This is a genomic window from Nocardia sp. NPDC004278 (assembly GCF_053602975.1).
The window spans coordinates 193886-208317 of the sequence record NZ_JBSGEQ010000015.1; the positions used below are offsets into that span (position 1 = coordinate 193886).

Consider the following 14432-nt stretch of genomic DNA (forward strand, 5'->3'; position numbering starts at 1 on the left):
GAGTGCACTCCAGGTGACTACCGTGATCGCATGAGCAAAGTTTGGTTCATCACCGGAGTCTCACGAGGGTTCGGCCGGGAATGGGCGCTCGCCGCACTCGAGCGCGGCGACCGGGTAGCCGGTACAGCCCGCGACCTGACCACACTGGACGATCTGGTCGCCAAATATCCGGATACCTTCCTGCCCCTGCGGTTGGATGTCACCGATCGCACCGACGACTTCGCCGCCGTCCAGCAGGCCGCCGAACGGTTCGGACGGCTCGATATCGTGATCAACAACGCGGGCTACGGCCAGTTCGGCATGATCGAGGAACTCAGCGAGGACGAACTCCGAGCGCAGTTGGAGACCAATGTCTTCGGCGCACTGTGGGTCACCCAGGCGGCACTGCCGATTCTGCGAGCCCAGGGCAGCGGCCACATCATCCAGGTCTCCAGCATCGGCGGCATCTCGGCCTTCCTGAATCTCGGGGCGTACCACGCGTCGAAGTGGGCGCTGGAAGGGTTCTCCCAGTCCCTCGCGCAGGAAGTCGCACCGTTCGGCATCCATGTGACGCTGATCGAGCCGGGTGGTTTCGGAACCGACTGGTCCGGTCCGTCCGCGCGCCACGCCACCCCGATTCCGGCCTACGATCCGGCCAGGGCAGCCAGGGCAGCGCAGCGTTCCGCGGTGCGCCCAGGCGATCCGGCCGCCACCCGCAGCGCCATCTTGGCCGTCGTCGACGCAGCGGAGCCGCCACTGCGGATCTTCCTTGGTGAGGTCCCGCTGGCGATCGCCACCGCGGACTACGAATCCCGCCTGGAACTCTGGCGCAAGTGGCAGCCGGTCTCCGCTGCGGCACAGGGTGATTGAGCGGTATCGGAGCGGGTGCAGTGCCGCCGGGGAGAGTCGGGATATTGGTGGATCCCTCCCCGGCGGCGCCACTATCCGAGACCGCGCCCTCGCTGGCAGATGGCGCGGGTACCGGCCGAGAGGGTACGGCCTGGCACCGCCGCGCCATCTGGAAGTCACGGACGCCTCCGTGACCCCTCCATCGAAACCCAATGGCGCGTCAGCGAATTCAGACTCTACGACGCGACCACCCGCCGCACAGCATCCTTGCCGCAAATTAGGGAGTGTGCTGCACGCAACTCCGCGCAAGAGCGCTGGTGATCACCGGAATCCGCACCACACTCGGGCAATTGCCGACTTCCGGTACGAAAACCACCCGGCACACGGCGTTCAGTAGGTGGCATTGAGATAGTTGGCGGCATGGGTCGTCCACAGCACGTTGGTGCCGGGCATGTTGTGCCCGGAGTAGAGCACATGCTGACCGTCCGGCCACGGCGTCAGATAGCCGATGACACCATCGACCGCGGCGGCGTACCGGTTGAGATTGGCGATCGGATCGCTCATCAGGAAGCGGAGCAGTTCGGCGAAGATCAGCGGAGTCACATTGCCGATGCGGGCGCCTTCCACGAAGGAAAACGGCGAAATGCCGACATCGATCACGCGCAATGGGGAGTCGCCGGGGGAAGAGGTGATGATGTCACCCGGATTCGCGTACTCCTTGACATCGAGCGCAGGCCAGGCACCGCGTTCACCGTGCAGCCCATAGGTCGATGCCGGGCAGAGATTGCCGACCGACTGACCGCGCTTGCGCAGCGGGTTGGCGATATTGACCGCGAACGCGATCTCGAGCGGCGAGCCGTCGGTGTTCTTGTATTTCCCCGACCGCACCCCTTCCAGAATCTTGCTCGCACAGATGCCACCGAGCGAATAGCTCAGCAGCCCACAGACATTCGGCGAGTCCTGAATCGCCTTGACACCGGCGGCGACACCGAGGCGGATGGAGGTGTCCAGCGATGGACCCCACACATCCGGGCTCGGTCCGACCGAGGCGGGCCAGTCCGGTTCGAACGCGGTAAAGCGAGCGGTATCGAGCAGCTTGGTGACATCGTGCAGCATCCCGGCCGGTGTTCCATTGCTGTTCCGCGGCTCGCCCGTGCCGCGGAGGGTAATGATGTCGATCATCGGTAGCCTCCTTGTGTACCGCGCTTCGATGCGATAACTCCAGGTTGAACCGATAACCTCGCTGGCACCCGAGTATCGGGCTACTTCATTTCGCGCCGTATTCGAGGCTGCCGAGCAGTATCCGGACGATGCGGTCCAGATCCTTGCGGTCCCGCGCCGAAAGCACCGACAAGATGCGGGTTTCATTCTCGGTATGCGCGGTGACCACCTTGTCGATCAGCGCGCGACCAGCATCGGTCAAAGCAACCCGGACGGCACGGCGATCCGCCGCATCGGCGATCCGCCGGACCAACCCCGCCGACTCCAGGCGATCGAGCCGTCCGGTCATTCCGGCACGCGACATCATCAGCGTGTCGGCGAGCACTGACGGATTCAACTCGAACGGCTCCCCCGAACGACGCAGCGCGGCAAGCACATCGAACTCCCCACGCTGCAGTCCGTGCGCGGCGAAGACCGCCTCGATATCCCGCTGCGCGATTACGAACAGTCTGCCGAGCCGTCCGATCACGGCCATCGCCTCCAGTTCGAGGTCCGGCCGTTCCCGGCGCCACTGCCCGACGATCGCATCCACCGGATCCGACTGCATCTCACCCATGGACAAGATTCTATTCGATGGGATATAGTTCGGTAGCGAATTATCAACAAGCGAATCAACTGGAGAACATCATGAACGCCACCACCGACCGCAAGTTCGCCATCCGCCAGCCGCAGGATGCCGAGACCCTGGTGACCCCTTCGGTCACCATGCGCCTGCTCATCGACTCGAACGAGGCAGGCGGCGCGGTCAGCCACTTGGAGGTCAACATGGATCAGGGCGCCGACGGCGCAGCGCCGCACTATCACACCAAGTCGGACGAACTGTTCTATGTCGCCGACGGCGAACTGCAGGTCCTGGCCGGAGACGAGATCGTCACCGTCGCCGCGGGCGGATCGATCGTGGTGCCCAAACTCATGCCGCACGCCTTCGGGGCCACCCCGGACAGCTCGGCCCGGATCCTGATCGCCCTCATGCCCGCCGTCGAACGCTTCGGCTACTTCCGCCTGCTCGACCGTCTCGTCAAGGGCGAGGCCACCTTCGAGGAACTGGCGGCATCCCAGGAGGAGTTCGACAACTGGTTCGTGGACTCGCCGCAGTGGTGGGCCGAGCGCAACGCGAATCGGCGCGGCTGATCACCTGCGGCGGCGATACGGTCGCGATCGAGCGCGAATTCGAGTGGGACGACGCAACGGCCGCATCCGCACCCGCGGATGAACAGCCGCCAATCCCGGGCAATACCGACCGAACGATAACCGTCCGGAAGTAGCTCGGTGATTGCGGGAACCTGATTGCCATCTTACCGAAAATCTTTCGGCGCTAGCGCATCCCGAGCCTGAATCCGGTTTGCCAGCGGCGGTGAAATCTCTCGATCCGGACCGTGCGGGACCCCTCGCGCGTTATGATCCAGTTCCCGCTCGGGAGTCCTGGCAAATCGCGAGCAGATCGGAGAGTTCACTATGACCGACGCAATCCACCTCCCCGGTACCGCACCGACGGGTGACCGCGTCCCCGCGTTGCAGGGACTGTTGGTGGCCGAGTCGGAACGAGATTTCACCGTCAGAGTGACCGAAGGAACTTGGACCTTCCGCCGGGATGACGTACTTCGCGTAGTGGACTGGACCGATGGCGCGGCCACCGAGCGTGATGGCCGCCCGGTGCTGATGGATATCCGTCCCGGCGCCACCGCCGATTTCACCCGGCGCCTGCGCATCGATCTCGTCGACCGGCCGATGACTTTGGCCGCGGAACCCTCCGCGGCGCTGGGAGATGAAGCGCTGCAACAACTCACCGCATCCTGGGCCGACCGCCTCCAGCTCGCCGACTACCCGGGCACCAGCGGGGCAACCTTCACCTACTGCCAAACCAAATCGCTCGCGACCAGCGACGACGGCATCAACTGCGACAGTCTCGACTGAGCAGGACTGCGCATGGCGGCGCGCCGGACGGGTTCGGTCCTCATCGTCTCCGAATCCGATGATCTGCACGGCACCGCGATGGCGGCGACGTTGCGAGAACACCACGGGCTCAGCCCGATTCAGCTCGACCTGCGCGACTTCCCGCGCGAATCCGGAAGTTTCCGGCTCGATCGGCACGGCACCGCGCGTTCGCTATCGCATGTGATCGGCCTCGATGACGTCCGGTCGGTCTGGTGGCGAAGACCGCATCCGGCACAGGTGCCCGCCGGTGTGCGCGCCTCGGATGACGCCTACCGTCAGGCCGAATGCGATGGCTTCATCCAGGGATTGCTGTGGTCGATACCCGCATACTGGGTCAACGATCCCGGCGCCGATCGGACCGCGAGCCGCAAGATCGTGCAGTTGGAGACCGCACAGCGAGCCGGATTCGTGGTTCCGGAGACGCTGATCACCAATGATCCGGACGAGGCACGCAGCTTCGTCGAATCACGTTCCGGCCCGGTCGTTTACAAGCGCACCGGCACCGGGCGCGCCGAATTCGCCGAGACCAGAATCATCACCAAGGCCGATTTCGGCCGACTCGCGGGCATCCGCTCCGCGCCGACCACCTTCCAGGACTACGTCGAGGCCTCCTGCGATGTGCGGGTGGTGTGGATGGACGGCGTCGAATGGGCGGTCCGGATCGACTCGCAGTCCGGCGTCGGCCGGGTCGACTCGCGGCTGGATACCACCGTCGACTTCGCTCCCGAACATCTGCCCGCGTCGGTCAGCAAGTCGCTGGCCACACTCATGGGAGCACTCGGCCTGAGCTTCGGCGTGCTCGATCTGCGCCTCGGCCTCGACGGCGAGTACTACTTTCTCGAGGTCAACCCACAGGGCCAGTTCGCGTATCTGGAGATCAAGACGGGCCTGCCGATATTCCGCAGCCTCGCCAACCTGCTGGTCAACGGCGACGGCGCGGTGCCGGGCTATTAGCGCGCTCGACTGACCTCGGTGTCGGCGAAATCCATTCGCCGACACCGGGATTCAGATCCCTAACGCTACTGGCTCTTGCGGCGGTTGGCACCGCCGCGACTGCGGAGCTGCACATGCGACTCCACCAGCACGTTGTGGATGAAACCGTAGGAGCGGCCGGTGGACCGGGCCAGCGATCGAATGCTGGCACCCGCCTCGTACTGCTTCTTCAGCTGGGTTTGCAAACGGTCTCGTGATTTCCCCGTGACGCGTGTGCCCTTACCCAGTGTGGCCTTGACTTGTGTGGGCCTGTCGCTCATGGCTTCCTCCGAGTCGCCGAGCCGCGTCCTTCCAGGCTAAACACTCAGCAAGCTGTGATCAACGGGTCTTTGTGATGAATATCACCGATCACCCGAATCGAGGGAGTGAAAACCTACCGCCCACAACGAAACTCCGTCGAGACAGCCCCGATCAGGCCAGCTGAATCAGCTCCAAATACTCCGCCGACCAGTGGTCTTCCTGGCCGTCCGGCAGCAAGATCACCCGTTCCGGGGACAGCGCCTCGGCCGCGCCCGGATCGTGGGTGACCAGCACGACGGCACCCGCATAGGTGCGCAGCGCATCGAGCACCTGCTCGCGCGAGATCGGGTCGAGGTTATTGGTCGGCTCGTCGAGCAGCAGCACATTGGCGGCCGAGGAGACCAGTCCGGCCAGCGCGAGCCGGGTCTTCTCACCGCCGGAGAGGGTGCCAGCGGGCTGTTCCAGCTGGGGTCCGGAGAACATGAACGCGCCGAGCAGCCCGCGCAGCTCCTGTTCACCGGCGTCCGGTGCCGCGTGACGGATGTTCTCCCACACCGTGGCCTGGTCGTCGAGGGTGTCGTGCTCCTGCGCGAAGTAGCCGACTTTGAGCCCGTGACCTGGGACGAGACCGCCCGCCGTGGGCGTCTCCACCCCGGCGAGCAGGCGCAGCAGCGTGGTCTTGCCCGCACCGTTGAGGCCGAGCACCACGACCCGGCTGCCGCGGTCGATGGCCAGATCGACGCCGGTGAAGATCTCCAGCGAGCCGTAGACCTTGGTCAGGTTCTCCGCCATCAGCGGCGTCTTGCCGCAGGCGGCGGGTTCGGGGAATTTGATCCGCGCGACCTTGTCGGCCACCCGGACGTCATCGAGTTCGGCCATCAAGCGGTCCGCGCGCTTGGCCATGTTCTGTGCCGCCGTGGCCTTGGTGGCCTTGGCGCCGAGCTTGGCCGCCTGCGCGCGCAGGGCGCTGGCCTTCTTCTCGGCATTGGCGCGTTCCCGGCGGCGGCGCTGTTCATCGGTGGCGCGCGCGTCCAGGTACTTCTGCCAACCCATGTTGTAGACGTCGGCCTCCCCGCGCACCGCGTCCAGGAACCAGACCTTGTTCACCACATCGCCGAGCAGTTCGACATCGTGGCTGATCACGATCAGACCGCCATCGTGGTTCTGCAGGAAGCCGCGCAGCCAGGTGATGGAGTCGGCGTCGAGGTGGTTGGTCGGCTCGTCGAGCAGCAGGATGGTGTCCGAGCGCCCTCCGCTGCCGTCGGAGGCGGCAAACAGGATGCGCGCCAACTCGATTCGGCGACGCTGACCACCGGACAGCGTCCGCAGCGCCTGGCCGAGCACGCGATCGGGCAGGCCGAGGCTGTTGCAGATGCGGGCCGCTTCGCTCTCGGCCACATAGCCGCCCAGCGCCGAGAATCGCTCCTCGAGGCGGCCGTACTTGCGCACCGCCTTCTCGCGTTCGGCGTCATCGACGACCTCGGCCATCAGCGCCTGTTGCTTCTCCATATCGCGCAGCAAGGTATCCAGACCACGGGCGGAGAGCACGCGATCGCGGGCGAGTACATCGAGATTGCCCTCGCGCGGATCCTGCGGGAGATAGCCGATGTCGCTGGAGCGCAGAATCTTTCCGGCGTAGGGCTCACCCTCCCCCGCCAGAATGCGCAGCGTGGTGGTCTTGCCCGCGCCATTGCGTCCGACCAGTCCGATCCGGTCGCCGGCCTGCACCCGCAGCGCGGGCCCGGGGGCCGACAGCAGGGTGCGGACTCCGGCCCGGACCTCCAGGTCCGTCGCGGTGATCACAGACTTCTCCTACGGGGTACGTGGTGCGGTCAGTTGCTCGATTGTGCGACGTGTACACGCACAAGAACCACTGATTTTACCCGGCTCCAGAGGTGCTGCTGACACCCCCGATCCAGGTGTGACCGCACTAACTCCGCGGCTCGGTGCTATACGGCCATAGCGGCCATGCTCGACGCGATGCTGTTGGCATTCGCGACGCGCTTGCCGCGTGCCTCACCGGAGCTGCGTTCGTAGTACTGATCGAATGCCGCCGCGGCGGCACCGGCCGAGCTCGCAGCCTTGAGGTGTCCGTACGCGCCGGATTCGCTGCCCTGCAGCTCCTGCATCATGAAATCGACTTGGACATGGTAGTCGGTGACCGGTTTGCCCGCTGCGGCGGCGAATGCCTCGAGAGCCGTCCGTCGACCACCCTCCCACTGGCACAGGCCGATGGCTCCTTCCGCCGGATTGTAGGCACCGGTATCGAAGCCCGATTCGACCTGCATATTGCCGAGTACGCCCGCCGCCTGCTCCGGGGTAAGGTGCCAATGCGAGATCAGGTACTGGTAGATGTCGTTCGCCTTCACCTTCTGACCACCGCTGATGGGTTCGGCACTGGCGTAATTGCCGAGACCTGCTGGTCCGGTACCGCTGCGGCGGTTGCCACCGCTGCCGGTGTAAGTCGGAAAGCTGTTGCCGCTCCCGATCGAATTCGGGGCACTACCGCTGTGGTCCGACTCCGGGTCGGTGACCTTTCCGGCGTGGTCGTCCAATGCGTTGTATGCGTCCGAGACTGCCTGCTCCGTTTTACCGAACTTCTCACTGATCTTGTCGATAGCGGCAATCTGCAACTCGATGCTGCGGGGCAGCGGCACATCGGTCAGATTCGGCACGCCATGCGTAATGTCCATAATGTCCCTGATGTCGCCCACCAGTTTCGTGACCTCCTTGGTCACGGTGTTGGACACATCGGCCGATTTCGCCGCGATCTTGGCGATATTGCTGTCCAGCGAGTTCAGATCGTCTTTATATTTCGTGTCGTCGCTCTGTTTGGCATGGTATTTCGCGACGAGATCGCCTTCCTTCAGCTGCGACTCCCCCAGGCCACTCAGACCGTTGACCGTAATCGACTTCGCCGAACCGTCACCCACCGGCTTTACCAACTTCGCCAACGCCGCCTCTATGTGGCTGGCGAAGGCGTTGAGGATAGGTGCATCCGGGCGCGGCGGCAGCGATGTGTCGACAGCCATATCTCACCTTCCGTCGATACCTCTCCGGCAGCTTAATCGCAGCTAGGCGCCTTGCTCTGACGGTCGGGTCCCCGCCAGTGGGAACAGTCGCGCCGGGTCGATATCGCACAAACCCGACCGGCTCCGCTCGGCGGATTTCAACAGCGGTAGCGTGCCATCACATGACGACCGATCTGTTGGGCAAGAGCGCACTCGTTACCGGAGCCAGCCGTGGCATCGGTAAGGCCGTCGCGGCGGAACTGTTGCGCCGTGGGGCCAATGTGGTGATCACCGCGCGTAAGCCGGAGCCGCTCGAGGAGACGGCCGCCGAACTGCGGGCGCTCGGCCATCGGGCCGAGGTCAGCGCGCTGGCGGGCAATTCGGGTGATGCCGATAGCCGGGCCGCGGCGGTGGGCCGGGTGGTCTCGGAATTCGGCTCGTTGGACATCCTGATCAACAACACCGGCATCAATCCGGTCTACGGCTCGCTGATGGACGCGGATCTGGAGGCGGTGCGCAAGATCTTCGACGTCAATGTGGTCGCCGCCCTCGGCTACGTGCAGGAGGCGTACAAGGCCTGGATGCGCGAGCACGGCGGCGCGGTGGTCAATGTGGCCAGCGTCGCTGGCCTGCGCTCGACCGGTGTGATCGCGGCGTACGGTGCGTCCAAGGCCGCGCTGATCCGGCTCACCGATGAATTGGCCTGGCAGTTGGGTCCGAATATCCGGGTGAACGCGGTTGCGCCGGGTGTTGTGAAGACCAAGTTCGCCGACGCGCTGTACTCGGCCGACGAGGAGCAGGCGGCGAGTGTGTATCCGATGAAGCGGCTCGGCACGCCGGAGGATGTTGCGCGACTGATCGGATTCCTGGCTTCGGATGAGGCCGAATGGATCACCGGAGAGACGATCCGCGTCGACGGTGGGCTGCTCTCGACCGGTGGAATCTGAGTCGTATCAGGACAATCCACTATCGACCGATGGAACCTGATACGACCGAGGGCAATCCGATATCAACTCTCCACTGAGACCGATGGCCGCGCGGCGAATACCGCGCGGCCATCAGCGTTCTCGTGGTCTACACCCGTGTGGGCTGGCGCAGATCGTCCGGGTCGGGCAGTGCCGCCGGCGCGGACGGTCCCTCGTCGAATCCGAAACGCTCGTGCAGCTTTTCGAGCGGACCCGGCGCCCACCAGTTCCAGTCGCCGAGCAATTTCATGACCGCGGGCAGCAGGAAGCCGCGCACCAGGGTTGCGTCCACCAGCACCGCCAGCGGCAGACCGATGCCGAAGGACTTCATGAAGGTGATGTCGGAGGCCAGGAATCCCAGGAACACGAGGGAGATCAGGACCGCGGCGGCGGTGACGATCCGGCCGATCTTCTCCAGTCCGTGTGCGACGGCGGAATCGTTCTTGCCGGTGCGTTCGTATTCTTCGAGGATCCGTGACAGCAGGAACACCTGGTAGTCCATGGCCAGACCGAATGCGACACCGAAGAGCATGACCGGCACCGTCGGCGGCAGATCGCCGGTCACGGTGAAATCGAGCAGGCCTGACAGGTGACCGTCCTGGAAGATCCAGACCAGCGCGCCGAAGGTCGCGGTGAGGCTGAGCGCGCTGAGCACGATCGCCACCAGCGGCAGCACCACACTGCCGGTCAGCAGGAACAGCACGATCACCATGATGATCACGACGTAGGCCAGGGCCACCGGCAGCGCCGAGGTCACCGCGTCGAGTGAATCGGCGCTGGCAGCCGCGATACCGCCGACCAAACGCTGCGACGGTGCCGGCACCGCGCGCAGATCCTTCGCGACCCGGTCCAGCAGACCCGGATCGCTGGTATCCGGTGTCACCGACAGGTACGCGGCATCCTTGGTCTCGAAATGCGCGTGCTGCGCAGTGCCCGCGACGAGCTGACCGCCGTGCGCGTAGCTACCGGTGGCGGTGTCGACGCGACGCACGTTCTCGACCTCGGAGAGTTTGCGTGCATAGGCATCGAGCCCGGACTTGCCGTCGGGCAGCACCACGAACAGCCCATTGGTCTCTGTCGCCGTGAAATCGCGCTGGATTATCTCGGTGATCTGCCGGTTGTTCATCGACTCCGGCAGGGCTCGCTGATCCGGGAAGCCGAGCTTCACCCCGAGGAACGGGGTACCGAGCAGCAGTAGGAAGGCCGTGACCGCCAGACCGATGGGCATCGGCTTGCGCATGACGAAGACCGCGAGCCGGTGCCAGAAGCCCTCGCCCGGCGCGGGCCGCTGCGGACGGAAGAACCAGCCGAGCTGGCCGCGATCGATGCGGCTGCCGAGCAGCAGCAGAATCGCGGGCAGCACCGTCAGCGAGACTGTCGCGGCGATGACAGCGACCGCCAGACCCGCGTAACCCATGGAACGCACCGCCAGCAGCGGGAAGAACAGCAGACCCGACAGCGCCACCGCGACGGTGATGGCGGAGAAGGCCACGGTGCGTCCGGCCGAACGCATGGTCGCGGCCACCGCCGGTCCGGTCGGCGCACCGGCGGCCAGTTCATCGCGATAGCGACTGATGATCAGCAAGCTGTAATCGATCGCCAGGCCGAGGCCGAGCAGCGTGGCGACATTGGTCGCGGTCGCGGCGAGATCGGTGACCAGTGTGATGAGCCAGAGCGCACCCATGGTGATCATCACCGTCACCGCGGCAACGACCAGCGGCAGGCTGGCCGCCACCAAACCGCCGAACACGAACAGCAGCGCCACCAGCGTGATCGGGAAGGCGATGGATTCGCCGAGGGCGGCGTCCTTCTCGCTCTGTTTCACGGTCTCGTGCAACAGCATCGCGTAGCCGCCGACCCGCACCTCGACCGGGCCGTGGGTGCCGCCGTAGCGATCGGCGAGCCCGCCGACCTTCTGGTCGACTTCGCCCTCCGCACCGAGGATGCTGGCGACGATCAGGCCGGATTTGCCGTCGTCGCTGCGCAGGGCGGGTGATTTGTCCATCCAGTAGGACATGACACCCGCGACGCCCGGCTCGTCTTTGAGCTTCAGCGCCAATTTGACCGCGGCGGTGGCGGCGTCCGGATCGTCTACGGAGGTGCCGCTGTGCACCAGCAGCACCAGGTTCGGCGGCGCCTGGCCGAACGTATCGCGCAAAATCTCGGTGGCCCGGCTGGCTTCGCCACCGGGGTCGCTGTAGCCGCCACCCTGTACCTTGTCGAACAACGTCGAGCTGAGCATCCCCATTGCCAGCGCGAGCACGACGAAGACGCCGAGTATCCACTTGCTTCGCCGCTTGGTCAGTTCGAACACCGCTACACCCTCATCACTCGTTAAGCCGCGCCGCGTTCGCTCCCTGACGAATCCGCGACGTGCCCGGATTGCACCTGCCTGGCCACCACCCGCATCGGCAGATGCTTCGGGTGCACCAGGGCGCCGATCACCGTCTCTTGCACCGCGATACCGGGCATCGGGCGCAGGCGCCAGCGCCCGCAAATCGTAGCAACCTGTAGCGCAACCTCGGTGAGCGAGAACACATTTCCCGGACACTGCCGGGTGCCCATGCCAAAGGGCAGGTAGGCGCCCTTTGGCCGGGACTCCATGGCCGCGGGCAGCCAGCGGTCCGGGTCGAACCGGTCCGGATCCGGGAACACCGCCGGATCTCGGTGCACCGCAACCGGACACACCAGCAGCATGGACCCCTTGGGCAGCGCCCGGCCGCCGAGTTCATAGTTCGCCGGCACGTCGCGCACGGTGAGCCAGGGCGAGTACACGCGCAGCGTCTCCATGACGATCCGCTTGGTCAGATCGAGCTGGGCGAGATCGGCGAATTCGGCAGGGCGACCGCCGAGCACGGCGTCGATCTCCGCATGGAAAGCGGCCTCCAGCTCGGGATTTCGGCCCAGTTCGTGGAAGACCCAGGACAGCGTCATACCGGTGGCTTCGGTGCCGCCGACCAGGAAGTTGATCAGCTCATCGTGCACCTGGGCGTCGGTGAGCGCGACACCGTCCTCATCGCGGGCCTTGATCAGGGTGTCGAGCAGGTCGCCGTGGTCGAGGGTCGGATCGGCGGCGAGATCGGCTCGATAGGCCGCGATGATCTTGCTGGTGGCCGACTTCATCCCGGCGACAAGACCTTCGAAGCGACGGTTGCTCGGCAGCGGCAGCCGGTCGATCCAGGTCGGGCGGGTGACCCGGCGGGCGAGCAACGTCATCACCGGCGTGAGCATCTCGTGGATTTCGGCGCCGGTCTCCGCGCCGAGGTCCCCGGAGAAGAGCGCTCCGGCGACGGTGCGCAGCGCGAGGTCGTGCATCTCGGTATTGACGACGACCATTTGGCCATCGCGCCAGGCATCGGCCTGCTCGGCACCGAGGCGGGTCATCACGGTGGCGTACTGCGCGATGCGGCCGCGGGCGAAGGCCGGGGCGATCATTCGGCGTTCCCGCTTGTGCTGTGGACCGGACAGCACGGTGACGCCAGCGCCGAGCAGCGCCTCGGCCCGATCGATCATCGAACCCTGGTCGGAGAGACCGACGAAGGCCTCGCGGATCAGATCCGGTTCGGTGACCACGTAGGTGTCATAACCGGGAATCTTCACCCGCACGACGGGGCCGAGCTCCGAGAGCGTCTGCAGGAAGCGGTAGGGCCTGCGGGCCAGGCGGTGCGAATGTCCGATGAGGGGTAGGGCGCCCGGTGCGGTCGGCACCTCGACGGTGCGGGACGGGCGGGTGGTCATCATGCGAGTCTCCTAGGCGTGGATCGACTTCCGCTCCGGGGCGGAGCGGCGGCCGTAAGTCATCCGCGGGCGATCACGGCATCGACGCCACCGACCTGTTCGACCCAGTCGATGTAGGCGGCCAGCCCGTCGGCCAGCGATACCGTCGGCGCGTAGCCGAAATCCCGTGCGGCGGCGCTGGTGTCGTAGGTGTTGGATACGGTCAGTGCCGCGGTGGTCCAGCTCGACAGCGGCGGCGCGTAGCGTTCCTTGATCGCTGGCACCCGCCAGATGGTGTCGAAAACCGCTATGGCGGCGTCGAATACCGGTTTCGGGATGGTCCGGGTCGGTGGCGTCAGATCCAGGGCGACAGCGAGGTCCTTGACGAACTTCCACAGGTCGACATCCTCCGGATCGGCAAGGAAGTAGGCATTGCCCGCGACCTGATCCGAGCGCGCCGCCTGCAGGCAGGCCCGGGCGGCGTGTTCGCAATAGGTGATCGACACCATCACGCTCTTGCCACCGGAGAGGTCGGGCAGCTTGCCGGACTTCAGTTTGCGCAGCAGCAGCGTCATCCAGCCCGATGAGCGCGGCCCCCAGATCATCCGCGGCCGCAGCGCGCAGGTGACGAAATCGGGGGTGTTGCTGGCCAGGACGAGCTGTTCGGCGGCGGCCTTGGTCGCCACGTACAGGCTCTTCGGATCGGTCACATACGGCTCGGACTCGTCGATGTCGAAGCGGTCGGTGTCATAGGAGGTTGCGACCGAGGGACTGCTGACGAAGACGAACCGGCCGACACCGGCCTCCCGCGCGGCCCGCATCAGCCGCCGGGTGCCTTCGACATTGGCCTCCCAGAACTGGGCCCGGCTGCCGACCTCGGCGACCAGTCCGGCGCTGTGGTAGACCACATCGACGTCCTTACAGGCGGTGACCAGCGATTCGTAGTCGCCGAGATCGCCTGGCACCGTTTCGAGTCCGGGCACCGTCGACAGATACCCGAGATCGCTCGACGGCCGGACGATCGCGCGCACCTCATCGCCCGCGGTGACCGCGCCGTCGACGATATGGCTGCCCAGGAATCCGGTTGCCCCGGTGACCAATGCCTTCATGGCCGCATACCCTTTCCGGCCCATTCGGCCAATTCCTCGCGCCCGATCTTGGCGTTGTGCCGGATATCGACCGGGAATCCGGGATGGGCGCGGAATACCTTGATGGACCTGGTGACTTCGCGTTCACGCGCGATGGACCACAGTTCCCGCTGCACCCGCGGGATCTGCGAGGTGGCTACGCCGGAGCGCAATTCGAAGCACAGCACCGGGATCTGCGCGCCCGGCTCGCCGACTCCGACGAGTGCGGTGCGATGCACATCCGGATGGGTGTTGAAGATCTGCTCGCACTGGACGGTGAACAGATCACCGGCGGCCGCGCGGACCCGCTGGGCCGCGCGCAGGATCATCGGGCACGGTCTGGGTGCCGCCGGCCGCTATCTCGCCGTGCGCGTGACGATTTCGGATCGGCCGGG

Annotated in this window: 14 protein-coding genes; 5 read left to right on the forward strand and 9 right to left on the reverse strand. The window is 65.6% G+C overall.

Annotation, left to right across the window (positions count from 1 at the left end; genetic code table 11):
- Nucleotides 1-30: 30 nt before the first annotated feature.
- Nucleotides 31-849, forward strand: a complete 819-nt coding sequence (locus tag ACWEO2_RS23720; RefSeq protein WP_452407302.1) for an SDR family oxidoreductase — start codon at nucleotides 31-33, stop codon at nucleotides 847-849.
- A 369-nt stretch (nucleotides 850-1218) separates the two neighbouring features.
- Here the strand turns inward: ACWEO2_RS23720 and ACWEO2_RS23725 are convergent, their stop codons facing one another.
- On the reverse strand, nucleotides 1219-2010 hold the full coding sequence (locus ACWEO2_RS23725) for a hypothetical protein (protein ID WP_452407303.1): 792 nt from the start codon (nucleotides 2008-2010) through the stop codon (nucleotides 1219-1221).
- Nucleotides 2011-2095: 85 nt separating this feature from the next.
- On the reverse strand, nucleotides 2096-2605 hold the full coding sequence (locus ACWEO2_RS23730; protein ID WP_452407304.1) for a MarR family winged helix-turn-helix transcriptional regulator: 510 nt from the start codon (nucleotides 2603-2605) through the stop codon (nucleotides 2096-2098).
- Between the two features lie 149 nt (nucleotides 2606-2754).
- Here ACWEO2_RS23730 and ACWEO2_RS23735 point away from each other — a divergent pair, with 149 nt between their 5' ends.
- From ACWEO2_RS23735 to ACWEO2_RS23745, 3 genes are all read left to right on the forward strand, one after another.
- Complete coding sequence (locus ACWEO2_RS23735) at nucleotides 2755-3180, forward strand: cupin domain-containing protein (protein ID WP_354958440.1); 426 nt, start codon at nucleotides 2755-2757, stop codon at nucleotides 3178-3180.
- A 324-nt stretch (nucleotides 3181-3504) separates the two neighbouring features.
- Nucleotides 3505-3963, forward strand: coding sequence for a hypothetical protein (locus ACWEO2_RS23740; protein WP_354958404.1), 459 nt, complete (start codon nucleotides 3505-3507; stop codon nucleotides 3961-3963).
- Between the two features lie 12 nt (nucleotides 3964-3975).
- Nucleotides 3976-4938: a hypothetical protein gene (locus ACWEO2_RS23745; RefSeq protein WP_452407305.1), complete on the forward strand. Its 963-nt coding sequence runs from the start codon at nucleotides 3976-3978 to the stop codon at nucleotides 4936-4938.
- Nucleotides 4939-5003: 65 nt separating this feature from the next.
- Here ACWEO2_RS23745 and ACWEO2_RS23750 read toward each other — a convergent pair whose 3' ends face one another.
- From ACWEO2_RS23750 to ACWEO2_RS23760, 3 genes are all read right to left on the reverse strand, one after another.
- Complete coding sequence (locus tag ACWEO2_RS23750) at nucleotides 5004-5237, reverse strand: helix-turn-helix domain-containing protein (RefSeq protein ID WP_063043281.1); 234 nt, start codon at nucleotides 5235-5237, stop codon at nucleotides 5004-5006.
- A gap of 151 nt (nucleotides 5238-5388) precedes the next feature.
- Entirely contained in the window at nucleotides 5389-7020 is a 1632-nt protein-coding gene (locus tag ACWEO2_RS23755) for an ABC-F family ATP-binding cassette domain-containing protein (RefSeq protein ID WP_452407306.1), read from the reverse strand.
- A gap of 146 nt (nucleotides 7021-7166) precedes the next feature.
- A complete protein-coding gene (locus ACWEO2_RS23760) occupies nucleotides 7167-8249 on the reverse strand; it encodes a phage tail tip lysozyme (protein ID WP_452407307.1) in 1083 nt (360 codons plus the stop codon).
- A 161-nt stretch (nucleotides 8250-8410) separates the two neighbouring features.
- Between ACWEO2_RS23760 and ACWEO2_RS23765 the strand changes: the two genes are divergently transcribed.
- Entirely contained in the window at nucleotides 8411-9175 is a 765-nt protein-coding gene (locus tag ACWEO2_RS23765; protein WP_452407308.1) for an SDR family oxidoreductase, read from the forward strand.
- A 127-nt stretch (nucleotides 9176-9302) separates the two neighbouring features.
- Here the strand turns inward: ACWEO2_RS23765 and ACWEO2_RS23770 are convergent, their stop codons facing one another.
- The 4 genes from ACWEO2_RS23770 to ACWEO2_RS23785 are packed head-to-tail and all read right to left on the reverse strand — an operon-like array spanning nucleotide 9303 to nucleotide 14366.
- Nucleotides 9303-11507 (reverse strand): MMPL family transporter, encoded by a 2205-nt coding sequence (locus ACWEO2_RS23770; RefSeq protein WP_452407309.1) that lies wholly within the window; start codon nucleotides 11505-11507, stop codon nucleotides 9303-9305.
- Between the two features lie 20 nt (nucleotides 11508-11527).
- The gene (locus tag ACWEO2_RS23775) at nucleotides 11528-12934 is read right to left on the reverse strand and encodes a cytochrome P450 (protein WP_452407310.1); all 1407 of its coding nucleotides are present in this window, start codon (nucleotides 12932-12934) and stop codon (nucleotides 11528-11530) included.
- A 56-nt stretch (nucleotides 12935-12990) separates the two neighbouring features.
- Nucleotides 12991-14043, reverse strand: a complete 1053-nt coding sequence (locus ACWEO2_RS23780; RefSeq protein ID WP_452407311.1) for an NAD-dependent epimerase/dehydratase family protein — start codon at nucleotides 14041-14043, stop codon at nucleotides 12991-12993.
- Nucleotides 14016-14366, reverse strand: coding sequence for a hypothetical protein (locus ACWEO2_RS23785; RefSeq protein WP_452407312.1), 351 nt, complete (start codon nucleotides 14364-14366; stop codon nucleotides 14016-14018). Before ACWEO2_RS23785 ends, ACWEO2_RS23780 begins: the two co-directional genes overlap by 28 nt.
- Nucleotides 14367-14432: the final 66 nt, after the last annotated feature.

Coding starts and splice junctions, on each gene's coding strand:
- ACWEO2_RS23760 (WP_452407307.1), bottom strand. CDS start 8,249: ATGGCTGTCGACACATCGCTGCCGCCGCGCCCGGATGCACCTATCCTC.
- ACWEO2_RS23725 (WP_452407303.1), bottom strand. CDS start 2,010: ATGATCGACATCATTACCCTCCGCGGCACGGGCGAGCCGCGGAACAGC.
- ACWEO2_RS23735 (WP_354958440.1), top strand. CDS start 2,755: ATGCGCCTGCTCATCGACTCGAACGAGGCAGGCGGCGCGGTCAGCCAC.
- ACWEO2_RS23740 (WP_354958404.1), top strand. CDS start 3,505: ATGACCGACGCAATCCACCTCCCCGGTACCGCACCGACGGGTGACCGC.
- ACWEO2_RS23785 (WP_452407312.1), bottom strand. CDS start 14,366: ATGATCCTGCGCGCGGCCCAGCGGGTCCGCGCGGCCGCCGGTGATCTG.
- ACWEO2_RS23780 (WP_452407311.1), bottom strand. CDS start 14,043: ATGGGCCGGAAAGGGTATGCGGCCATGAAGGCATTGGTCACCGGGGCA.
- ACWEO2_RS23745 (WP_452407305.1), top strand. CDS start 3,976: ATGGCGGCGCGCCGGACGGGTTCGGTCCTCATCGTCTCCGAATCCGAT.
- ACWEO2_RS23775 (WP_452407310.1), bottom strand. CDS start 12,934: ATGATGACCACCCGCCCGTCCCGCACCGTCGAGGTGCCGACCGCACCG.
- ACWEO2_RS23730 (WP_452407304.1), bottom strand. CDS start 2,605: ATGGGTGAGATGCAGTCGGATCCGGTGGATGCGATCGTCGGGCAGTGG.
- ACWEO2_RS23750 (WP_063043281.1), bottom strand. CDS start 5,237: ATGAGCGACAGGCCCACACAAGTCAAGGCCACACTGGGTAAGGGCACA.
- ACWEO2_RS23765 (WP_452407308.1), top strand. CDS start 8,411: ATGACGACCGATCTGTTGGGCAAGAGCGCACTCGTTACCGGAGCCAGC.
- ACWEO2_RS23720 (WP_452407302.1), top strand. CDS start 31: ATGAGCAAAGTTTGGTTCATCACCGGAGTCTCACGAGGGTTCGGCCGG.